The sequence below is a fragment of the Barnesiella propionica genome (assembly GCF_025567045.1).
Lineage (GTDB): Bacteria > Bacteroidota > Bacteroidia > Bacteroidales > Barnesiellaceae > Barnesiella_B > Barnesiella_B propionica.
Genome location: NZ_JAOQJK010000001.1, coordinates 242,790 through 267,747, shown reverse-complemented (window position 1 = coordinate 267,747; position 24,958 = coordinate 242,790). Strand labels below are relative to the sequence as shown.

The following is a 24,958-nucleotide window of genomic DNA, read 5'->3' as shown; positions in this document are numbered from 1 at the left end:
AATATAAAAGTGCTTTATTTTTTACATGAAAAACAGATAAAAAATAACATCGAAAAACACGCAATTATGACAAGAGAGAGAAAACGAAAAAGAGTCATCAGGCAATGCGGACTTATCGTAGCTATGGCGCTGTTCTCACTGCAGCAGGCCGATATGATGGCTTTTGGTACACAAGTACGTTCCGAGCAGTCTGGAGCACAATCGCAGCAATTTATTTCGGGAAAAGTGGTGAGTGCATCGGGAGAACCCATTATTGGCGCTACAGTACAGATAAAGGGATCTGGTAATGTGACTGTTACTAATATGAACGGGGATTTTTCCGTTCGTACGGGTACTGGCTCTGTTCTTCAGGTCTCTTATGTCGGGTATCATCCGGCCGAAGTGAATATATCGGGGAAGAGTGCGGTGAATATCGTATTGGAAGAGAATACCAAGGCCCTGGACGAGGTGGTTGTTGTGGGATATGGTACGATGCGCCGCTCCGATGTAACGGGCGCTATTGCATCGGTAAAGGGTGCGGAGCTGACGAAGAATGCGACATCCAATGTCGTTCAGTCGCTGGCTGGAAAAATATCCGGTGTGCAGGTTGTCCAAAATTCGGGTGCTCCCGGAGGAGATGTCTCTATCCTTATACGGGGAGTGGGAACGATAAATGATGCTTCCCCTTTGTATGTTATTGACGGAGTTCCCGTGAACGGCGGGATGTGGTATATAAATCCAGCAGATGTAGAAACTATAGATGTACTTAAAGATGCTTCTGCTACTGCTATATACGGTTCACGGGGTGCGAATGGCGTGGTGATCGTCACTACCAAGCAGGCACGTGAAGGCAAAACGGAGATAAACTTGGATTATAGTTACGGTATTCAGAAAACCGCGAAGACATTCAATATGATGAATGCTTCGCAGTATGCCTCTTTACATAATGATATGAGAGGCAATGCCGGTCTCTCCTTGAATCCGTTGTTTTCCGATCCCGGTTCGTTAGGCAAAGGAACCGACTGGATTTCTCCGTTATTCCGGATGGCACCCATGCACAAGGTGAATCTTTCCATTCTGGGGGGAACAAAAAGAATACAGCATTCCACTTCTTTAGGTTATTATACGCAAGAAGGAATTATGAAAAATTCGGATTTCAATCGTTTGACTTTACAATCTAACGTCTCTTCTCAGATACTCAGCAATGTAAAAGTAACCGCTAATATTAACCTCAGTGCGGAAAATCGTCGTAATCAACCGGTATCTACAGTGATCCAGAATGCTATGAGGATGCTTCCTTCCGTTGCCATGTATGATGAGAACGGGGAATATAACGGGCCTACAGGAAATGCGGAGCTGAACGGAGACGCGTTGAATCCCGTCGCTATTATCAATGAGCAGTCTTATCGCATGAAAGGTTTCCGGATGCTGGCGAATATGTCGGCAGAATGGGAGATCATAAAAGGTCTGGTGATTAAGACGACCGGCGGAGCCGAACTAGGATATGAATATAACAATAATTATATTCCTAAATATAAATGGGGAAATAAGGAACAAACCAATACTTCCCAATCCTTGTCTTCTGCTTATGAAGAACTTTATTTATGGGACAACTCTCTTTCTTATGATAAGAAGATAGGAAAACACAAATTGAATGCGATGATAGGTACGTCATACCAAGAGTATAAAAAAGAATGGATGTCGGCGGCCGGTACGGGCCGGGCCAGCGAAATGACGACCGAACTCGATAATTCGACTAAAGCTACAGATGTAGGAGGAAATTCTTATAGATGGGCGTTGATGTCCTATATGGCACGTCTGCATTATTCGTATGATAACCGTTATTTTCTTACCGCCACTTTCCGTGCCGACGGTTCTTCAAAATTCGGTAAAAACAACCGGTTCGGATATTTCCCTTCTTTTTCTACAGCCTGGAATATATCCAATGAAGAGTTTATGAAAGATGTTCCCTGGATATCTATGCTGAAACTGAGATTAGGTTATGGGCAGACCGGTAATCAAAATATCGATGCTTACGCCTTTGCCGATAAACTGGAGGTAAACGGAGTTTATAATTTCGGTTCGCAAAGAGGTTTCGAATCCAATTTGGTATCACTTATCTATCCTTACAAACTGTCTAATCCTTCTATCAAATGGGAAGCTGTCGAACAGTATAATGTAGGTTTGGATATGGGGTTCCTGAATGACCGTATAGTTGCCAGTGTGGACTTGTACCTGAAGAATACGAATGATATGCTGACGAAAAAACCGGTTCCGCAAACCAGCGGTACATCGCTGGAACAAGAAGACTGGCCCCCTGTAAATATAGGAAAAGTAAGAAATAAGGGTATCGAATTCACCTTGAATACGCGCAATTTTGTCGGTCAGTTTACCTGGGAGACCAACTTGAATATGTCTTTCAACAAGAATGAGGTATTGAAACTGGGAGGCCCGGAAATTCTTAATGGCATCAGTTTAATCCGGGAAGGTTTGCCTATTAATTCTTTCTATGGATTTGTAATGGGAGGAATATATCAGAACCTTGATCAGGTATTCACAGGTCCGGCTATGGAGAATAGGGCGGCGGATAAAGCTTCTCACGATTCCAAAGTGAATACTTCGCCCGGTGATATTTATTTCGTCAATGTCAATGATAATGATAATGTAATTAATGACCTTGACCGTACGGTTATCGGTAATCCGCAACCCGATTTCATTTTTGGCTTTAATAACCAGTTCGGTTATAAGAATTTTGATTTAAGCCTCTTTTTCCAGGGTTCTTACGGAAATGATATATGGAATGGAGTAAGAGTTTCTCATGAAGGTATGGAAAGTGCGTACAATCAGTTTACCTCCACTTTGAACCGGTGGAACGGAGAAGGCAGCAGCCATACGATGCCGCGTGCTATATACGCCGATCCTAACCGCAATAACAGAGCCTCTACCCGCTGGGTGGAAGACGGTTCGTATCTGAGATTGAAAAATCTTACTTTCGGATATACGTTCACCCAGGATTGGATAAAAAGAGCAGGAGTAAAATCGCTCAGACTGTATCTCAGCTTCGATAATTTGTGGACTCTGACAAACTATTCGGGACTCGATCCTGAAGTGGGACTGTGGGGACTTGACTATGGCATCTATCCGACTTGCAGGACGTATATGTTTGGAGCATCAATTAAATTTTAAATCTATTGTAGCTATGAAAATAAATAATATATATTTATATATTATATCCGCTGTGGGATTATCGCTATCATTAAGCGGATGTATGGATAATCTGGATATATTACCCAACGACCAGATTATTACCGAGAACTTTTTCGAAAAGGGTAGTCCGGAAGAAATAGAGAGCGGGGTGAATTCGATGTATCAAAGGCTCCAAAGCTCGTATATGTATAATTTACGTATGTGGACGCTCGACATTATGGCCGGTGAAGGCCGTGTAGGGAATGAAGCCGGAGGGAACGGTTTGGAGACTACCCAGTTGTCCAATTTTACTACTACGAGTGATAATTCCGGAGCAAAAGAGTTATGGCGCGGGCCGTGGGCGGGTATAAGTCGTACCAACTGGATATTGTCCAATATTGATAAATCTCCGAAAATATCGGATGCCAAAAAAACACAGTATAAGGGAGAAGCCCATTTTCTCAGAGCCCTGTATTATTTCAATTTGGTGAGACTTTTCGGGGATGTGCCTTGGATCGAGAAACAACAGACTGCCAGTGATAACCTTCAGGTTTCCAGAACCAGTAAAGATATTGTGTACCAGAATATCATAAATGATCTGTCCGATGCTTCCTCTATGTTGCCCGCTGTTTATGAAAATTCGACGGATATAGGCCGTGCGACCAAAGGCGCTGCATTCGGCATGCTGGCGAAGGTATATCTTACGCTTAAAAAATATAACGAGACTTTGGTGGCGATAGACTCTGTCACAAATCTGGGTGTATACTCTTTGAACCGTAAATATGAATGGAATTTTGACGATACCCGTGAGAACGGTCCCGAAAGCCTTTTCGAGGTACAGTATGAAAAAGATGTAACAGCGTATGCCGAGTTCGATATTTTGGGACAGGGAGGCTGGCACCATGAATATATGGCACCGCTGGCCAGTATAAATATCGGAGGCAAGTGGGGAAACTTCGGTTGGTTTGCCGTGTATCCTGAATTTGTATCTGCTTATGAATCAGGCGACCTGCGGAAACCGGTGTCGGTTTGGTGTCAGGGTGACGTTTATCAGGGCTGGTCGTACGACCCTGCCTGTTCTCAGACAGGGCATAATGTCAAGAAATTCCTGTGTAAGAATATAGGAGTGGACCGTGCTATGGACAGTCCTCTTAACTTCCCGGTTTTGCGTTTTGCCGATATACTGCTTATGAAGGCCGAAGCTCTTAATGAACTGGGACGCGTATCCGAAGCTTCTGCTTCTGCTTCTTCCGAGAACGAAGGAGGACCACTTAACCGGGTAAGAATGAGAGCCGGGCTTCCGAACGTAACTACTTTGGACCAAGTAGAATTAAGAGAGATTATTCGTCACGAACGGCGTATGGAGTTGGCCTTTGAAGGCGGACACCGTTGGTTCGACCTGATCAGATATGATGAGAACGGAGAATATGCGAAGGCGTTCTTTACAAGTATCGGTAAGTCTAATTTTACTTTACCCAAACATTTGTTACTGCCTGTTCCCAGTGACGATATAGATGCCAATTCTAACCTGTTGCCGAATAATCCGGGCTATTAAACAGAAAAGATATTTTACAGACATTGTATTATCACCAATATATATAAATCCGATATGAAAAAAGCACATATTATATTATTCTCGGCGATCATGTTCAGTACGGGACTTTATGCGCATGATGATCTGATATACCGTACACAGACCGGGTGGAATTTTGACGCCGGAAACCATTCTGTTATTTCTCAATCTTTGACTGTTCCGTTTTCCGGTGGTGCTTTGGCAGGTGATTATAATGGAGACGGTAAGTCCGATATCTGTGAAATAGATATGTCGGGAGAAACGATCCGGTGGATATGGAAGATAAATGACGGGAACGGAAATTATCAGGAAATAGCTCCGGTAAACTTCGGGGTCAGTGAGACAGACCGGTGTGTCGTTGGTGATTTTAACGGGGATGGAAAGACCGATCTGGCGATTATGCGCTCGGGATCGGCCGCATTAGCCACCTGGTATGTCGATTTTGCTCCCTGTGACGGACAATTCGATGCCAAAGGCCGTTTTGGGTTGCCCGGTGATATTCCGCTTGCAGGAGATTTCAATGCCGACGGAGTAGATGATATTTGTGTGTATCGTCCTTCTACAGGAACCTGGTATGTTGCATTTTCATCTATAACAGGATATCCCGATTTTGAAACCCATCTGGCTATCAACGGAGTCTCCTTCGGTATACAGTCCGATATTCCTGTAGTCGGCGATTTTAATGGGGACGGTTATGACGATATGGCTTTGTACCGGGCTTCCGAGAACAGAGTATTAGTGAATTTCTATAAGAGGGAGAAACCAAAATACGAACATTATGCTTTATTGAATGGAACCGGAAGTGTAGATATGGAAATTCCGGTTCCATTACAAGGCATTCTTGCTGTTACAATGGCCGATATAGATTCTTCACGTCCGCTTGTACTACCGTTAGCGACAATAGAAGAAACAGGATCGGAGGTAAATTTGCGGCATGGATGGACGTGTATATTTGACAATTCTCTCGATGTGGATAAATGGGGAAAAGCTTTACAGGCTGCCGGGATCAATACGCTCGAATATCATCCCTGGATGAGAGCCCATGAGGAAATAGCTCCCCGTACATCTACCTGGAATACATATGTGGGAGACGACCGTTTATGGACCAGCCGGGAGATGATGAAACGTAAGATCGAGAAGTTCCGTTCTATCGGTGGCCGTTCGGTCTGTTATACGGGCATTTATGCAGCAACCCCTGCTTTTGCCATGTCTCATCCCGATTGGGCGATGCGGAACAGCGGAGACCGGAGTTTCATGACATATGGCAACTCTTATCTTTATCTGATGTCTACGAACGAGAGTGTGAATGCACCGGAAGAGGTGAACGGAGCTACATATAAAAGCTTTAACGAACATTTTACGGCTCAGGCGGTCATGGCTCAAAATGAGTATAACTGGGACGGATATCGCTGGGACTGGTACGGATTTCCTGAAACATATGTATGTGACGGACTGTCGGGAACTGGTAATTTCTCTTACGAGATGGCACAGTTCGTAGATCAACTGGATAAAGCTGTGAAAGGATGCCGGGACGATGTTACCACTACCGCTTTGCAACTTCCTTCTACGAGCGGAAACATTCCTCATTATACGACAGGTGCGGTAGCAAACCACCAATTCATGGAATTGTGGCCTTTCGGGACGGGAACGAAATATTCCGATCTGTACAGGGATATTTATGATGCGAAATCCCGGTTCCCCGATAAACCGGTATTCGCAAATTTTTATCCTCCTGCCGAAATGAACCTGACGACGAGCTGGCCCCGGGAGAATATAGACTACCAGTTTGCCGTTTGTTTGTCAGCCGGAGGATATCCTGCAGCGCAAGTGGTGGACGGAGTGGCCGGATTTACCGATCCCGTACCGTTTCATGCCGTGAATTATCCGAAGGATGTTTTGTCCCGTATTGCCGGTTGGAATCGTTTTGTAGCAGCTTACGGCGCATACTTGTATTATTCTAACCCCGCTTATCTGATTACGGACTATATGCAAGGGAATCTCGCTTGTACCGGTAGTAATAACGGTCTTTATTATAAATTGAAAAAACGCTATGACAAACGTACGCGGCATATTGATGCCATGATAGTGGATCTTATTAATTTTGGTAATTCGGTGGATTTGCGCTGGGATATAGTAAATAAAGACCCTCAACCGTCTTCAGTGTCGTGTGCATTCGATTTGCCTTCGGGTCTGGTTCCTCATAAGTTATATTGTGTTACGATCGACGGCAGTACCGAATTACCTTATACGGTAAATAATAACCGTATCGAAACGACGGTTTCTTCTGTTGCATCGTTTGCTACTTTGGTTTTGACATCGGAACATTCGCCTTCTTTGCCGGAAGCGCCTCGGCAAGGTTCTTACGATTTTCCCGATCTGGTCTTTGAATATGATGCAGAAGGAAAAACCCTTCATCCCGCCGATGCCGATTTTATCTCTGTTATGGACGATGAGGAACCTTTGGTAGTTTCCAGCAATTATAACGGTAATGTCGCTGAGTGGTATTCTATAAATGATGCCTATAAAGGAGAAAAAGCCATTCGGGTGACAGCCGGAGATATTCGTTTCAATACGACCACTAAGGGAGCCATACGCGTACCTGTGAATAAATTTAACAAATTTAAAATAGCGGTTCGTTCCAATAATACGACGGCCAGCTGGTTCGGTTTTCGTTTATTGAAACCGTCTAAGACATCTCCCGTATGGGAAACCAGAGACCTTTATTATCGGGTAGGTTATAACCAGCCGAATATAGCCTATATAACATTACTTCCTGTAAAACCACAGAATGGCGTATGGGTGGAATATGAGCGGGATATCCGGGAAGATATAAAAGGATTATGGGGAGAGGACTGGGCCGATGCCATTGTTACGGCTGTTCATTACGGACCAGTTGACCGCAATAGCGCCGATTACGATAATTTGATGTTTATGTCGCCCGAGTATGGAGGCATCGAAGATGTAAAAAAAAACGATAAATCGGTCTTCTTCCTGGATAGTTCGGGATGGTTACAGGTGAAGTCTCCAGAATTGTTTTCCGGTAAGGAATATTCTTTGAGCATGATGGATATGCCGGGGCGCTTGATATTGCAAAAAAATATCATAGCCGGAGAACAGGAAATATCCTGTTCTGTCGGCCGGCGGACAAAAGGGGTGTATTTGATATGTGTAAGCGATAGAAATACTCATGAGGTATTATTACAAAATCGTTGCATAGTAAATTGATATAATTAATATTAAAATTAAAAGCCATGAAAAAAATTATCTTTTTATTATTTTCTTTATCCTTGACTATGAGTATGTACAGTCAGGACGGTTTGGTTTATTGGTCCCAGAGTGAAGGCTATTCATTTGATTTCGATTTGGACGGGAAGATCGATCTTACATTGCCTACTCAAACGAAAGACAGGGCTATCTCGGATATTTATGTGTTTGATGCTAATGGTGACGGCCATTTCGATTTATGCGAAGTCGATTTGAACGATGCATTGATTAAGTGGATTTTTTATTATAATGACGGTTCAAATAATTTCGTTGATCCTCAGGAAGTGATTTATGGAATGTCGGTAGGAGATAAAAGATTATCGGGCGATTTCAACGGGGACGGTATAGGAGACGTGGCTATCCGCCGGGATAATGAATGGGGACTTTGGTGGCTGATGCATTTTATGGCGATGGCTCCCGATGTGAACCTTCAATTCGGTATAAGCGATAAAGATATTCTGCTGGCCGGAGATATGAACGGTGACGGTCAGGACGATGTCGTTTGTTACGATAAAGGCTCCTGGTTATGTTCGTTCACTCCTTCCACTACCGAATATAAAACTCCCGATTTTGCCGTGAAGGATATCGAGATGAAATTCGGTACGTCCTATGACATTCCGGTATTAGGGGATTTCGACGGTGATGGATATGACGATATGGGATTGTGTTCGGTGGATGACGGTGAAGTCAGTATCAATTTCCATAACAGTGCGACCAAAAAGGAAAACGGAGGTTACAGTAATAACGGAAAAGGCTCATTCGACAAAACTATTCTTATGCCTGCCGGTATAACACCTACTCATGTGTGTAGTGTGAAAAAAAACGTTACCAGTGCTGTTCAATCTGTTATGAATAATAAAAGTGTCAAAGTCTATCCTAACTGGGTGAAAGCTGGTGCCGAAGTTAAAGTTTCCTGCAAGGAAATTGTGTCCGAAGTTCAGGTTTATAATACGATGGGACAACTTGTTAAAGTTATGAATACTGCAGGTGAAAATGAAATTACATTACCTACACAAGGATGGAATACAGGTACATATATCGTATGTGTAAAATCCGGTAATGAAATGAATACATCTAAAATAGTTGTATTTTAATTGAAACTTAATTATATATGAAAACAATTCCGAAGTATTTGGTTTTCGTAATAGGAGTTCTCCTCTTATTCGTAACAGCTTGCAGCAGTAAAGGCAAGATATATTCCGAATGGAGATTTCAGAATAGGGAAACCGGAGAATATTTATATGAAGAAGACGGGCTTTGTAAATTCGGCTCCGAAAAGATGGGAGAAAGTTCTTTGTGGGAAATCGAAGCGACTCCGGGAGAAGAAATTTACATCAAGAATAAAAAAAGCGGACGTTATCTTTCTCTCGACGGTGACCGGGTTACCTGTGTCTCCGTTGAGGGAGAACGCCCCGAATCGGCGCAGTGGTTTTACGGAAATTTCGATTTTGTTACCCAGAAAAATTGCGGATGGTATACGATTTCCAATAAGACGACAGGGATTGAGTCTCGTCTGGCGGAGGAAAACGGAAGTCTGAAAATGACCGGGTCGGACCGGAATACCGATTTCTCTTCACACTGGACGTTGGTCCGGGAAAAAGGATCGCTCCTTTCGTTCGCCTTCACACCTAATAGTGTTACAGATGCCTCATTTTTGGGACAAAGGATGGCGGAAGCTGTTTCCGCCACCGAGATAAAGTCCGACTATCACGGCAGTAATGTTTGGAAACTGAATAAAGACATATCCGGTTTTCCCAAATTCTCAACCGAAAACAATCTGTTGATGGAGGCTCTTTACAATATGGCTTTGGAAGAAATGTTGCTGGATGTTCGTACCGACAGCACATTTATGGCCGGAGCCCTTTGGCCCGATACCTGGACACGCGATGCCGTATATAGCATCTATTTTTCGTATGCGTGGATCATGCCGGACGAGTCGCGTAAGACTTTGGAGAAGCAGACCTTAAAGAATCCGGAGGAAGCCTTGCAGGATACCGGTAGCGGAGGTTCCTGGCCCATCTCTACCGACAGGGTAGTCTGGGCGATGGCGGCCTGGGAATATTATCTGTATACAGGCGATAAGGGCTGGCTCGCATCGGTATATGAAGGCCTTGGAAATACGGCCCGGAAAGATATACATGTCGCTTTCGATAAGAATGTCGGCTTGTTCAAAGGAGAAACCTGTTCAATGGACTGGCGTACCCATACTTATCCCAACTGGTTTACAAATGCCATGATAGGCAGTTCGTTCTCATGCGGAACCAATGCCCTGCATCTGTTCCTGTATGAATTTCTCTTCCGGTCGGCTGAGTTGCTGGGAAAACCGGAGAGCGAAGCTTCTTACTGGAAACAATATCATGATATTTTAAAAACGAACATCAATAAGTATTTCTGGAACGAAAAGAAAGGACTTTACGACTGTTATTTGTATCCTGAAATTTCCGCTTACAAGGCTACCGGCCGTGTAGGCGTCATGTCCAACGGATTATGTGCCATATTGGGTGCGGCAACAGAAGAACAATCTAAAGAAATGGTAGAGAATTATCCTCTTTACCAATACGGAGCAGCAGTGCTTTATCCCTCTATTCCCGATGATTTTTCATATCATAATAAGAGTATATGGCCTGTATGGCAGACTCCTTATATGTATGCCGCCAGACAAGCCGGCAATGTCGAAGCCGTAAACCATATGGTGAAATCTCTTATGCGTCAATCCGCGTTATTCCTTACACATAAGGAAAATATGACCTATGATACCGGATATGACAGAGGGACAGCTCTTAATTCCAGCAGGCAGTTATGGTCGGTATCTTCCTATATAAGCATGGTTTACCGGGTATTATTCGGAATAAATCTTACCGAAGAAGGAGTTTCTTTCAATCCGGTGGTTCCTGAAATGGTAAACGGTAAATTATCTCTTTCCGGCTTTAAATACAGGAATGCTCTTATAGATGTGAATGTCAAAGGAAACGGAAATAAAATAAAATCGTTGAAAGTAAACGGCGAAGAAAAAACGCTTCCTTACATTTTGCCGGCCGCATCCGAAGGACATTATGTCATAGATATGGAAATGGTTGCCGGAGCACCGGATAATAAAATAAATCTGGTTCAGGCAGGCCCGGGAAAATGCTGGTCTCCGGTAGAGCCTGTATTATCTCTGCGTGATTCTGTTCTTACCTGGGAGCAGGAAGACGGATTGAAATATTATTTGCATGCTGATAATGATACTGAAGATAAGCTGGTAACTTCCCCGTATTCTATGAAAGATGAACCGAGTGGTTTTTATTCGGTATATTCCGTAGATAATAAGAACGGTTTTCAGTCCGATATGTCCAATCCGGTTATCCATACGACGAGGAGAGCCGTATATGAAGCGGAACAAGCCAGTCATTCCGGTACTTTATGCAAGGTACATCCCGGATATACGGGGACAGGTTTTGTTGTAGACCTGTGTGCCAAACCTGCAGATTTGGGGTTCACTGTAGAATTACCGGAAGACGGAGATTATATGATCGTATTGAGAGGAGCGAACGGACACGGGCCCGATGGCACTTACTGCGCAATACGTTCTGTCTTTGTAGATGGAAAGGATACCGGAACTTTCATTCTGGAAGCAACCGGAGACTGGACAACGTGGATGAATTCCAATTATATCGGGCTACGCGGTATGAAAGCAGGTACACATACGGTAAAATTATCGTATGATCCCGATAATAACGGATATGACTTCAATATGTCTCATGGAAAAGAAAATGCGAATGATTGTCATATAGATCATTTAGAGGTGATAAAATTATGAGACGGTATAATTAAATATTTTTCTTATGAATATACCCCGGTTTCGAAAAGATTCCGGGGTATATTTATCATAAAATCTCAAGATAAATAATCGGTGGATAAAACCGTTTTCAGGAAATGACGTTTTTCCCGAAAAAATTATTGACGTAAAATAATTAAATATAAATTTGTGTGATAATATAAAAGGTGGTTGGTTATGAATCTAAAATTATTTGGCATAACGTGCACTGTTCTCGTCTTGTTCGGGGGATGTGTTTCGAAATCGACGACAAAGCCTGACGGGTGGTACCATATATCGGAAGATGCGAATGACAGCATTGGAGTAAAGCCGTTTGTAACCGTAAAGGATTTTGAGTATATCGGGATGGATTCTGTTGTTATTGATGGAAAAACAGAATATCAGATAATCGGCAAACTCAAGGATGAAAAAAACGGTATCTTTGCAGACGAAACCGGAAAAGCGGTCGGAAAACGGATAGGTTTCTTGTTCAGGGGAGAATTACTTTGTTCGCCTTCTCCCAACTGCAGGATAGAAAGCGGACATTTTGCAATAACTCCTTTCTATATGGACGAGGGTGAAAAAATGTGGTCTCTGCTCAATAGTCTCAGGGAAGAAATGTAAGAAACGTTTTCAGGAGATTACACGGGAAAAAATATCATGTCCCGACCATGCGGATAAGACATCTTTTTGTCTTTAAAAGAAATACGGACCGGTTTTTTCCTGGCGATTAAAAATGGCGATAAGCGGGCGACCGTCATTTAAAGGCCGAGCATCCACATGTACGATTCTAATAATCCGTTATCTTCCCTTTCTTCTGCTTTTTCTTTCCAGTATAGAGCTTTCTGGCTGTCTTTTGTCACTCCCGTTCCGCTGGTATAACATTTTTCCAGATATTTCATTGCCTCGATGTTTCCCCGTTCTGCTGCTTTTTGAAATAAAATTACGGCTCTTTGAGGATCCTTTTGAGTATAAGCAGTACCCTCCAGGCAAAGTACCCCGAATTCTATCCATGCGTTAGATATTGTTTCTTGAGTTTGCCATCCGTACCAGTTCACGAAATCTTCGTTGTTGGAGGTGATACCCAATTCTTGCGCTAAAATATTCATTACTTTTGCAGAATCGCTGGTGGCTACTTTTTCAAGCCAGTGAAAGCCTTCTAAATAACGTATCGGGTCTTTTGCGTATTTTTTTGTAATATATTTTCCCCATATCCATTGTATAAAAATGTCTCCTTTTTTTACATTGTTATATGCGGTAATCTCAAAGTTCTTGTTATCGTTACGTTTATAATAAAGTCTGGAGAGATAATGTCCTGCAATAATGTCATTATCTTCTTCGAAAATACCGGCGAGTTCCTGTTCAGCTTCATCACTTCCGATAAGTGCGGCGTTATAATAAGATTTTAATGACATGATCGGATTATTTCTCGATTCATAGACATGTGCTAAAGTTAACCAAGCAGGTATATAATTTCTCGATCCGGATTTTATGTACCAGTTGACAGCTTCTTTTATATTCTTTTCCACGACAATACCATGTTCATAACAATATCCTATTTCATAAAGATATTTTGCTTTCTCCTGAGGGTCTCCGCGTAAAGATTTATTTTTGATGTCGTTAAATTCTTCCTGGTTCTTGGGAAAGACAAATAGGTTTTCTTGGCCGGACAGGGAAAATGACAAAAAAATGAGCCAGACGAAAATCAGTAATTTTTTTTTAATAATCATAGGTATACGCTCTCGTTTTAATTCGTAAAAATAATAAAAATCAATTGTTTTTTATATCGGTCGTTTTTTTATAAATACTATTTTCCGACATAGAGTTTATATATTTATTGTAGGAATGGAATAATCATTTGAATATTTGATGCATTATTTTTTGTTATCGTAATGTCATAAATGTGTAATTACAGTTCATTGTATTGTAACCTGTTTGTATTGGCAGCATTATACTTTTGTCGCGTAAAAAATGAATAAAATGATGAGACGATTCGCATGTGTTTTTTTTATAATGTTATGTATATTTCAAATATCATTTTCAGAAAATATTTTTGCTTTTGGGAATAACGGATCTATTTCGGGAACAGTAAAAGATTTTAAAAGTGGGGAGGCTATTATAGGGGCTACTTTATCAATACAAGGTACATCTGTTGTAGGTGTATCCGATTTGGATGGAAACTTTTCTTTGCCTCACGTGCCGGAAGGAAAGAAAGTATTAGTTTGTAAATGTTTGTCATATAAAGAGATTCATAAAGAAGTAGAAGTTAAAAGCGGAAGTAATGTATCGACTGTTTTATTGATGGAGGAAGATGGAGTCCTTTTACAGGAAGTTATGGTTGCGGTACGGCGCAGAAACGATACGGAAATGGCTTTGCTGGAAAGTATGAAGGCCCAGGTACAGGTTACAAGCGGTATTTCGTCGCAACAAATAGCAAAAACACTGGATCGGGATGCTTCGGAAGTAGTGAAGCGTGTTCCTGGTATTTCGATAATAGAAGATCGTTTTGTTGTGGTCAGGGGGTTGCCGCAGCGTTATAATAATGTTTGGATTAATGGAACCGCCGCTCCAAGTCTGGAAGCGGATAGCCGTGCATTTTCTTTTGATATATTACCGAGCTCGCAAATAGATAATATGATGATATATAAATCTCCTGCGCCTGAAATCCCTGGAGATTTTGCCGGAGGGTTTATTAAGATTTCGACCAAGAGTTTGCCTGTGAAGAATTCGATACAATTAGGTTATACGACTGGTTTTAATACGGTTACTCATTTTGATAAAATATATTTGAACCCCGGGAGTGCTACCGATTGGTTGGGATTTGATGCGAGTAAGAGAGCTCTTTCTCCGGACATGCCTTCTTATTTCGATCTATCGGGGGAGAAAGCAGAAACTATTACTCGTCTGACGAGAACAGCGTTTAATAAAGATTGGAGGGTGAAACATTTCTGGCCTATGCCGGATCAAAGGTTGTCGTTAAATATTAATCGCAGATTTGAAACTTCCGGAGGAACGGAGATTGGAAATGTTTCGTTTATTAATTATAGCAATACTTATAAAGCTGTAAAAAATATAACGAATGCAAGATTCGGGGTCTATTCTGCTGTAGCGGACGAACCGGTTTATTTGGATAATTATATAGATAATCAATATTCCAATGATGTTAGAGTAGGGATTATGCATAACTGGACGTTTGTGCTGGATAATCATAACAAGCTTGAGTTTCGCAATCTGTTCAATTTGTTGGGTAGAAATCGCCTTACGGAACGTGCGGGAATAAAAGATATAAGCAGTCCTTATTACAGAGAACAAACGGAGATGATGTATCAGTCCCGTCTCACTTATGTGGGACAGTTTGCCGGTACTCATTTTATAGACAAAAAGAAAGAACATTCGCTGGACTGGATAGTGGGGTATAGTTATGCCGATAAAAATGAGCCGGATCGACGTATTATAACTAATCAGGCAGGGACTAGTGAAGGAGCCGATCTCACCGGTATAATAACCGGAAACGAAAATATCAAGCGTTATTTTCAGAAATTTAGGGATCATGTCGTTTCCGGAGGCATTGATTATAAAGGAACATTGCAGAATATAAGTTTTCGGCCTGTTGTTAAAGGCGGGGTTTGCGGAGAATACAGAGATCGTGATTATTCGCCGCGGGAGTTTATTTATTGTTACGATAACCTTACTCAGGAGGAGCGAAATGTTTATTTGTATCTGCCGTATAATGAGATGATACAAGATACTTGGTTGGGTGCCGATAAGGTTTATATTGAAGAAATTACCAAAAAAACAGATGCTTATCAGGCATCCAATATATATGGAGCTGGATATGCTGCTGTTGAAATTCCTGTCCGTCGTTTTAATATCTATGCTGGACTGCGGGCCGAATATAATCGTTTGCGATTAACAAGAGACAAATCTCTTTCTGCTTCTCAAACATTAATGACCAGCCGGGATTATAATAATTTCGATTTGCTTCCTTCAGTGAATATTTCCTATAATATTAATAATAAGCAATTATTTCGGGTAGCATACGGGCGTTCTCTAAATCGTCCGGAATTTAGAGAAGTTTCTCCCGCTGTATATTATGATTTTGATCTTTTTAATGAGATCGGTGGTAATGAAGAACTGAAAACTTGCAGAGTAAATAATTTGGATTTAAGGTATGAATTTTATCCTCATACCGGTGAAATTGTGAGCATAGGCTTATTCTATAAAGATTTTTCCGATCCTATCGAATGGACCTTTATCGATATGGGAGGAACATTGCGTTATAGTTATGAAAACGCCTTGTCCGCACACAGCTTAGGAGTGGAACTTGATATTCGAAAGGGTTTGGATTTTATAGGTTTAAAAGGTCTTTCTCTCTTGTTCAATGCTACTTTTATAAATAGTAAAGTGAAATTTGACGATTCGGGTATTATCAAAAAAGAAAATCGTCAGATGCAAGGCCAGTCTCCATATATCGTTAATGCTGGTTTATATTATCAGAATGATGACTGGAAGCTTATGTCATCGTTAATTTATAACCGGTTGGGTAAGCGTATTATTGGTATTGGTAAGTCCAATAGTACCACCCATGATGTGAGTGTGAATATTCCGGATACGTATGAAATGCCGAGAAACAGTCTTGATTTTACCGTCAGTAAGAAATTTGGTAAAATTTTTGAAATGAAAGCTGGAATAAAAGATATTCTGGCCGAGAAAGTAGTATATAAACAATTTCCCGAGTTTCGTGATGTGCAAGGCGAAAAGCAGAAAAGGGAGCAGATAATTAAATTGTACACACCCGGAAGAATGGTGAGTGTGGGAGCGGTATTGAATTTTTAATATTCCTATAAGTATTAATTATTAATTAAAACGAGAAGAAATGAAAAAAATGTTCAGAATGGTTGTTTTGTTATTTACGGTATCGGTTTTTGCCGTTAGTTGTAGTGACGATAATAAAGAACTGGGTCCGGCAGGGAATAGTTTTGATTTGGGAGATGGTTCCGATGCTTATGAAATTAAAGAAGACATGAAATTGACTTATCCCAATACGTATAACCTAAAAGGGTTTGTTTATGTAACGGACGGGGCTACCTTGACTATAGAGCCCGGAGTTATCATAAAAGGAGATAAAAATTCGAAGGCGACGCTTATAATTGAAAGAGGAGGAAAGCTCATTGCCGAGGGTACGAAAGATAAACCTATTGTGTTTACTTCGGCACAGGCTCCGGGAAATCGTAAACCTGGTGACTGGGGCGGTTTAATACTGTTAGGCAGAGCGAATAATAACAAAGGAGAGCAGACAATTGAAGGAGGAGTACGCAGTTCTCACGGAGGAAATAATGATAACGATGATTCTGGTATCCTCAAATATGTGCGCTGTGAATTTGCAGGAATAGAATATTCTACTGACAATGAGATAAACGGAATAACATTCGGTTCTGTAGGCTCGGGTACGGTAGTGGATTATGTACAAGTATCATATTCTGGTGACGATTCTTTTGAATGGTTTGGAGGCACGGTGAATTGCCGTCATTTAGTTGCATTACGCACATGGGACGATGATTTTGATACCGATAACGGATATTCCGGAAAATTGCAATATCTGGTGGCTCTGAGAGATCCTCAGACTGGAGATAAATCGGCTTCAAACGGTTTTGAGTCCGATAATTGTGCGGATGCTTCGGCGATAGAACCATATACATCCTGTGTCTTTTCTAATGTTTCTATGTTTGGTCCGGTGGTAAATCCGTCTTCTTATAATAATGAAGCGGGGGTAAAGGGAAGTAAGACCGACGCTCGTTTCCAGGCTGCGATGCATTTACGCCGCAATACACAATTGCGTGTATTTAATTCCTTATTTGCTGCTTTCCCTATAGGCCTTATTATCGAGAACGATAAGAAATCCACCACTCAGTCTTTTGCTACGAGCGGTAAATTGGTGGTGGAAAATTGTGTGTTCGCCGGAATGGTCAAGAATTATCAGGACGCTCAATATTGGTCGGCAAATACTCAACTGAATCCCGATGACAACGGTACGTTTGCTTCCGGTTATTTCAATCGGGAAGGAGGAAAAAACAAGGCATTTACTTCCGTAAATGAGCTTCGCCTCAAAGGTGATCCGTTCTCTCTTACATCGTTTAATATGATTCCTGCTTCTGATAGCCCGTTGGCTTCTGGTGCCGATTGGAGTAATTCATATGTGAGTACCGGTTTCGATAAAGTTTCATATATCGGGGCTTTTGCTCCTACAGAAACGGTGTCAGATAACTGGATGAGCGGATGGACGAATATGGATCCGCAAAATACTATATATTGATATCGTTTAATGATGTTTTAATATTTTTTCGATCAGTATTTATTAGTTTAAGTTTGCTTGGAAATCCGTTTATTTACATGAGTTGAATAAACGGATTTTATGATTATCTGCGGTAAGCCGTTGCTATTTTAAAAAGGGAGCTACTTATTTAAAAAACGCTGTACTTCAAAATGGATTTGAAGTGCAGCGTTTTTATAATACGAATTATTATGAAATAAGAATTACCGTTTTATTCCTTTTATTACTGTCGTTCCCGCTTCTTCGGCAACGTGTATTACGTATATTCCCGGAGTCCAGTCCCGGCTTGTAATAGTCATGCGGGTGTCTTCACTTCCCGGTTTTTTTGAGAATATTAATTTCCCGGTCAGGTCATAGACGTTGATATCTTTGCTTCCCGCAGGAAAAGTTACGGTACACTCATCGGAGAAAAGGGAAGGACGTACGGTTGCTTTTTCTGTAACCGTGATTTCTTCGGTCCCGCTTGTTTCGCTTTGGATGAGTTCTATTTTTTCGTTGCTTATACCGTCCGTGATCGTCAATACGGCTTTTCGTGAAGTAAGGTTATCCGGTAATCTGTCATAAGCAATGTGCAGGGTATCCAGTGTAAATCCGTTAGGTTCCCTTACGATACGGCACCAGTCGGCATCGATAGCGATAGGCGTTTTATAACCGCTATAAGAGTAGAAAGGCAGTGTAACCGTTCCTTTCTCTTTCCCTACTTTTAACGGTACTTCGGCGAAAGGAGCCATTACCGAGTGGATAAGGAGCGGTGCAATAAGATAAGACGTGTGATTCTTCCCGGCAGGAAAATAGTCGCTTGCCTGTTTCCATTCTCCGTCTTTTTTCATATAGGCAGTATTTCCCTGTCCTCTGAAACGTGCAGTAGCCATGGCAACGTTCACTCCGTCGTTTTTCTCGGGAAATCCGCTCACGACAATGAAGAATTCGTCATCGATAGCAACCGGTTTACTGAATTCGAATGTGGTAGGTGTCATACTGGTTCCGCTGGGCAGATCCAGTTCGAACACTCTCCAGGACTCCATGGCAAGAGCTTCTCCCGGTAAACCGTTTTCGCTTTTACAGAGTTTTACCGTAATGTCGGCTATCTGGTCTAACAATTCGGTTGCGGTAGCAGCCGTGAAGTAAATATTTACTCCGGGTATCAGTACCGGACGTGAAGGTTTAGAGAATTTCTCGGCATATTCCGTTATTTTCAGTTTATTACTTCCGGGGAAACTTCCGTATCCGTCTCCCAGGTCAAAGGTGAACGGGCTGTCGTCCGGCTGGAAGTTGAAAGCCAGCCCAGAATACTCTACCGATACGTTTAAGGTAGTGTCGGCCACTCCATGCTCGTTCGATACGAACAAGGCCACCGACTGGTTGTGCAGGAATGTGTAGCCTACTTCCGGATTTTGTTCGGTACGGGTAACGATCTCTGCTCCTGTATTTCCTATTCCAGTAAATCCCCAGGTCCATTCGGTCGGGTAGTTAGTGGAGTTATCTTTGAATTGCAGCGGTAATAACGGAGCGACAAATGTATTGCGTGTCTGGAAATACCTGAAAGTTGCCGGTGGCAGTATTTGTGCTACCGGCTTGTCTCCTGTTACCGAAACGAAAGCCGTACGTGTTTTGCTGTTGCTTCCGTCTGCATTGCTTACGGTAAGAGTGATGTCATATTTACCGTCCTGGGTATAATATACATTCGGATTACGTTCGGTCGAAGAAGATGGCGTTCCTCCCGGGAAACTCCAAGACCATTGGGTTGGTTCTCCCGTCGAAAGGTCGGCCAGTTGAACTGTTTCTCCTGTTTTAACTTCTACCTGTTCGATAGGTTTCATCCCCGATATATTCAGATTATCGATATCGAAGCTCCCGGTATAACCGTCATACGACCATTGTAATAAAATATTCTTGCCTGCATAGGCCGATATATCTTTCTTAATATAATGCCATACCCAATTTTTAGGCGTGGTTTCATCAGTGCTTACCCATATGTTGTTCCAACTGTTCCCGTTGTTGTCCGATATTTTTAAGGTCAGGGTACAATCATCGCTGAAATTAAGGGAATAACCGGCATAAAAAGATATTTGCCCGTTTTCCGGTATCGTTATGCTTTGGTTGCATGTAGCCGTAGCGTTTCCCCGGTTGGCGTACCGGTAATGCCCTTCGATGAAGAATGAAGCCACATCGGTGGCGTCGATCTTGGAAAAAGCTTTATCTCCGGTGGTCGTATGACTTTCCCACCCGAACAGGTCGGGGTGTTCCGAGGTCAGGGTCCAGTTACCGATTCCGGTATCGAAATTATCGCTCCACACGGTTTGGGAACTGGATTCCGATTTACAGGTAAAGTCCGCTACGGGTGCTGCAGCCGATGCCTGGGGCAGGAAGAAAGCCGTTGTCAGAGGGGCGGTTTGGAATTGCATGGCCGGCATTCCCTGTATCTCTTTTTTCAGGTTCTTATGCGTTTTTACCGGTTCTGCAACTTGCGCGGCTATTCCTGTGGAGGAGAGCAGCCATATTGCGCAAAGAATTAAATTCGTTATTTGTTTCATAGTCAGGTGATGTTATTTAACTAGTTTAATGGTTTCGGTTTTTCCTTCGGACGTAGTATAGCTTGCCAGGTATATGCCTTCGGGCAGTTGTTCCAGGCTGACTGAAGAACCTACGTGTTCTTTGTGGAGGAGACGGGCTCCTGACATATTGCTGACGGTCAGTTCGTTCAATATCTCTCCCGGTACGATGGCCAGTATCTGGTTCCGGCGGTCATAGTAAACTTTCTGTTCACGGGTACTGCCTATATGGCTGGTAGGACCTTTTTTGATGGTGAAATTCTGCATGGATACGCCCCAGCTGCCGTCTTCCGTCAATACTTCGAATCCGAGATACCAGACGCCTTCCTCCGGAATATCGAAATCAACTTCGTATTCTTTGAAATAAGTCAATTGTACCAGTTCCGGATATTCGGCAATAGTCGTATGTGTCGTGGTATCATTGCTGGATGTTCCCAAGGTTATTCTCAGATGTTCGGTATAGCGGCTGCTGTATGCACCTGTTTTCACCGAGAATAATAATTTATGGCTGCCTCTATCTGCTTTAAACGGTGGCGTGAATAACCAGTCGTCGTTCGTTTTCGATGAAGTCGGAAGTTCTACGCACCACTTATCCGCATTGTATTGCCAGCATTTTCCGTTCTGGTCCGCATCCAGTATGGACCAGATAGCAAAGTCTTCTTCACGTTCCATTTTAGCTTCATAGGGCAGTTCCAGCGCATCTCCCATAACGATTTTGGGGGAAGTCGCGCTCGCGCTTTCCGTACCGTTCGATACCGCGGTGATAACATAAGTATATGCAGCCAGACTCTTTTCATCCTGATCGGTATAAACCGTATCGGCCAGATTTTCTACCAGTAGTTCTTCTCCCGGGTTGCGTACTATTTTATAAGTCAGGTTCTCTGTGTCCAGCCAACCTCCGTTAACCCCTTCTTTCGGGGCTTTAAAGGTTATGACGGCATTTGTTCCTTCTGCTTTTACCGTAATGTCAGTTACGGGACCGGGAACGTCAGCTCCTATCCAGGACGATTCTACCGTTGTTTTTTCTCCGGGAAGAGCTCCTATATAAGCAACTACGCCATAGGTATATTTTCCTGCTGTTTCGAGATTGTCGGTGTAACTCTCTTCCGCTCCGGCAACCGGGTGGTCGATGGTATGAATACACAGGTCTCCCCGGTATAATTCCACTTTAGATAAATTATCCACGGGAGAACCTGAAGCCGTCTCCGTAGTGTTTTTCCAGCTTACAAGAGCGGTCATGGCTCCATTCTCGCCCGGAGTGACCTGGAGATCTGAAACGGGTCCGGGAGTGATTTCCGTTTCTTCCAGTTTTATATTGTCGATGAATATGGCATAAGAGCTGCTTTTGCCGAAACAGTTGAAACCGATGTTCCAATTCCCGTCGTTTTCTACATAGAAAATAATTTCTATAGTACGGGGCAGCGCGTAATCGAGGTGGATACTGTCCAGTAACTGGCTTTGTTGTTCTACGGTAACGCCTTGTCCCAGGGTAATACGCAGGTCTTTTTCATTGGCCGATGTAGCGCTTTCCAGGTAAGTGTCGAACGTAAGTTTGTAATTCTTTCCCGCTTTCAGGTCGAATTTGGGCGTGATCAGCCATTCGTCCGCTTTTGTTCCACCCCAGTACTGTACCAGTTTCTTTGAAGAGTAATAGGCCCAGGTACGGGTATTCCCTATGTTGCTGAAAATAGTGTAAATATCGAGAGCGTCCGCTGTGTCGAACGTTTCCGAGTACGGAATCGATTTTGCGTTTCCGGCTATTACTTTATTTGAATTGGCTGACGGTCCGGTTCCGGAAGCGTTTGACGGAACCACCGTATAAGTGTAGGCGGCCAGGTCCTGGACTTCGTCGGTATAGGGCAATGTCCCGGTATAAGCCTCCTCCAGTACCGTATTTCCCGGATTGCGTACAATACGGTAGGTAAGGGCGTTTACATCCACCCATCCTCCGTTCTTGCCGGTCGCAGGAGGCGTGAAGCTGAGGCTGACCGTAGAATTTTCGGCCGTAGCCGTTATATCGGTCACGGCAGTAGGAATATCTATGCCTATCCAGGGAGAAGTTACGTTTTTGGGTGTTCCGGCCGCATTGCCGTTCTCGTTGTAAGCAACCAGCTTATAAGTATAAGTTCCGGCGGCGGGCACACTGTTGTCGGTCCATGTGATTGCGGCCCCCGGTGTCGTTCCGGCCAGGTCGAAAATAGAATCGTTGTTCCTGTATATCTTGGTTCCGGATAAGGAGCTTAGAGAACCTCCCTGGTCGTTCTTTGACGGGGCGGTCCAGCTCAGTTGCGCCGCTAACGCTCCTTCGCTTCCGGCGGAAATGGTCAGGTCTGTGATCTGGGCGGGAAAGGTTTTCTGCTCAGTGAGGGTGACGTTCTTTATGTATATTTTCCCCATGTAGGACGGACTGTAACAATTGAAAGCTATATAGTAGGTTCCGGTTTCCGTTACGCTTACCGTCGCCTCTTTGTCTGCATAATAATTGCATTTGAATCTGTCGTCATTGAACAGTATTTGGGTTTGGGCTTCCACGGTTTTATCGGCTCCTAACGTCACCTTGAAAGATTCGTAATCGAAATTGTAGGCTTCTTCAGTTTTCACGCGGAATACCAGTTTGTAAGCCTTGCCGTTTTCCAGGGTTATGCCCGGAGTGAAAAGCCAGTCGTTGGCTTTATTGCTTTTTTCCCCTACATACAGAACTTCCGAGTTTTCGTTTAAACTCCATGTATTGCCTCCGCTTACATCGATAATACTCCATTCCTGTCCGAATGCTTCCGCATCGGAAAAGTCGAAAGAATAAGGTACGGTCTTCTGCGAATATCCCGAAACGGACATAACCGAGCAGAGGACTGTTAAGATAGAAACAAGTGTAATTTTTCTCATATCCTATACAATTATGGTTTAAATTATAAATATTCTTGTGTGCGCCGGGAAAAGTATTTTGTTATTATTCTTTGTGTTTATATATATAACTTTTACAAATATAGTAAATATATTAAACAAATGATAGTTTTACAGACTTTTTTTGTGTAAAATTACATGGTATAATCTTTATAAGCCTTACAATATGATTCTGTAACAGGGGAAAAATGTTATCTTTGTTCGGGCGTAACGCTTATCATGAATGTCAAAAAAATTTAGATATATGGCTTTACCGGGAATATCGGCTGCGAACAGTCCCGATATAAATGATAAAAAAAAGGAAGTATTCTTATTCGTGGGAACTTACGATAATGAATATCACCGGGGTATATATGTTTTCCGGTTCAATATGCTTACGGGCGATTGTACGGAAACAGGTGCTGCTGAGATAAGCAATCCGTCTTATCTTACGCCTTCGGCCGACGGGAAATATGTGTATGCGATAAGCGAACTGGGGGCGACGGATGCCGCCGTTGCCGCCGCTTTTTCTTTTGACCGGAAAACCGGGGAGCTAAAATTCCTGAATAGCGGGCATACAGGAGATCCCGATCCTTGCTATGTAACAGTCGACGGCGGGAACCGTTTCGTCGTGACTGCTAATTATTCGGGAGGGAGCGTTACCGTTTTTCCTGTATCGGAAAAGAACGGTATGTTACTGCCTTACGTACAGTTGTTTAAATTTCACGGGAGCGGACCGGACGGTGTGAGACAGAAAAGCCCGCACCTGCATTGTGTCGTTTTTTCCCCCGGTCAAAGATATTTGTTTGCCAGTGATCTGGGCAGCGATAAAATATACAGGTTCGAAGTGAGGTATGACGATCTCTCCTTTCCGCTGCGGTATACCGGCGCTTTTTCTTTGGACCCCGGTACGGGACCGCGCCATATAGCATTCCATCCTTCCGGCAAATATATGTACCTTATCGGCGAACTATCCGGAAAAGTATCGGTATTACAGTATGAGAACGGGGATATGACGCTGGTGCAAACCGTTGTGGCAGATACTGTGGAAGGCCGTGGGAGTGCCGACATACATGTTTCTCCCGACGGTAAATACCTGTATGTGTCCAATCGGTTGAAGGACGACGGTATCGCTATATTTGCCATAAACCTGCATTCCGGGGAACTGACGTGGACAGGTTATCAACCTACGGGAATGCATCCCCGTAGTTTCGTAATAACGCCGGACGGCAATTATCTGCTTGTTGCTTGCCGGGATGAAAATGCCGTGCAGGTATTCGTGCGCGACGCTGCAACGGGCTTACTGACCGATACCGGAAAAAAAATACAGGCAGAGCGTCCTGTCTGCCTGAAATTATTAGAGGCGAAATAAAAATCCGCATTTCGTTTCATGTAAA

The 24,958-nt window shown here is 42.9% G+C and carries 12 protein-coding genes; 9 read left to right on the top strand and 3 right to left on the bottom strand.

The window, feature by feature from the left end; all coding sequences use genetic code 11:
* The first annotated feature begins 66 nt into the window (after positions 1–66).
* The 6 genes from OCV73_RS01120 (at position 67) to OCV73_RS01095 (ending at position 12,422) form a co-directional block, all read left to right on the top strand.
* A complete protein-coding gene (locus tag OCV73_RS01120) occupies positions 67–3,165 on the top strand; it encodes a SusC/RagA family TonB-linked outer membrane protein (protein ID WP_147548450.1) in 3,099 nt (1,032 codons plus the stop codon).
* 13 nt (positions 3,166–3,178) lie between these two features.
* A complete protein-coding gene (locus OCV73_RS01115) occupies positions 3,179–4,720 on the top strand; it encodes a RagB/SusD family nutrient uptake outer membrane protein (protein WP_147548449.1) in 1,542 nt (513 codons plus the stop codon).
* Positions 4,721–4,774: 54 nt separating this feature from the next.
* On the top strand, positions 4,775–7,963 hold the full coding sequence (locus OCV73_RS01110; protein WP_147548448.1) for a glycoside hydrolase family 66 protein: 3,189 nt from the start codon (positions 4,775–4,777) through the stop codon (positions 7,961–7,963).
* A gap of 26 nt (positions 7,964–7,989) precedes the next feature.
* Positions 7,990–9,096: a T9SS type A sorting domain-containing protein gene (locus OCV73_RS01105; RefSeq protein WP_147548447.1), complete on the top strand. Its 1,107-nt coding sequence runs from the start codon at positions 7,990–7,992 to the stop codon at positions 9,094–9,096.
* 17 nt (positions 9,097–9,113) lie between these two features.
* Positions 9,114–11,801 carry a carbohydrate-binding protein gene (locus OCV73_RS01100; protein WP_147548446.1) on the top strand — a complete coding sequence of 896 codons (2,688 nt, stop codon included), beginning with the start codon at positions 9,114–9,116 and terminating at the stop codon, positions 11,799–11,801.
* Between the two features lie 195 nt (positions 11,802–11,996).
* On the top strand, positions 11,997–12,422 hold the full coding sequence (locus OCV73_RS01095) for a hypothetical protein (protein WP_147548445.1): 426 nt from the start codon (positions 11,997–11,999) through the stop codon (positions 12,420–12,422).
* A 137-nt stretch (positions 12,423–12,559) separates the two neighbouring features.
* Here OCV73_RS01095 and OCV73_RS01090 read toward each other — a convergent pair whose 3' ends face one another.
* Entirely contained in the window at positions 12,560–13,528 is a 969-nt protein-coding gene (locus tag OCV73_RS01090) for a tetratricopeptide repeat protein (RefSeq protein WP_147548444.1), read from the bottom strand.
* A gap of 250 nt (positions 13,529–13,778) precedes the next feature.
* Here OCV73_RS01090 and OCV73_RS01085 point away from each other — a divergent pair, with 250 nt between their 5' ends.
* Together OCV73_RS01085 and OCV73_RS01080 are read left to right on the top strand one after the other, a co-directional pair.
* Positions 13,779–16,634 carry a TonB-dependent receptor gene (locus OCV73_RS01085; protein WP_262512837.1) on the top strand — a complete coding sequence of 952 codons (2,856 nt, stop codon included), beginning with the start codon at positions 13,779–13,781 and terminating at the stop codon, positions 16,632–16,634.
* A gap of 40 nt (positions 16,635–16,674) precedes the next feature.
* Positions 16,675–18,111 carry a hypothetical protein gene (locus tag OCV73_RS01080; protein ID WP_147548443.1) on the top strand — a complete coding sequence of 479 codons (1,437 nt, stop codon included), beginning with the start codon at positions 16,675–16,677 and terminating at the stop codon, positions 18,109–18,111.
* A 221-nt stretch (positions 18,112–18,332) separates the two neighbouring features.
* On the opposite strand, the gene OCV73_RS01075 is transcribed toward OCV73_RS01080, so the two are convergent.
* Positions 18,333–20,663 (bottom strand): PKD domain-containing protein, encoded by a 2,331-nt coding sequence (locus OCV73_RS01075; protein ID WP_147548442.1) that lies wholly within the window; start codon positions 20,661–20,663, stop codon positions 18,333–18,335.
* 12 nt (positions 20,664–20,675) lie between these two features.
* Positions 20,676–23,564, bottom strand: coding sequence for a choice-of-anchor J domain-containing protein (locus tag OCV73_RS01070; protein ID WP_147548441.1), 2,889 nt, complete (start codon positions 23,562–23,564; stop codon positions 20,676–20,678).
* A 262-nt stretch (positions 23,565–23,826) separates the two neighbouring features.
* Here OCV73_RS01070 and OCV73_RS01065 point away from each other — a divergent pair, with 262 nt between their 5' ends.
* Positions 23,827–24,933 carry a lactonase family protein gene (locus tag OCV73_RS01065; protein ID WP_147548440.1) on the top strand — a complete coding sequence of 369 codons (1,107 nt, stop codon included), beginning with the start codon at positions 23,827–23,829 and terminating at the stop codon, positions 24,931–24,933.
* Positions 24,934–24,958 lie beyond the last annotated feature (25 nt).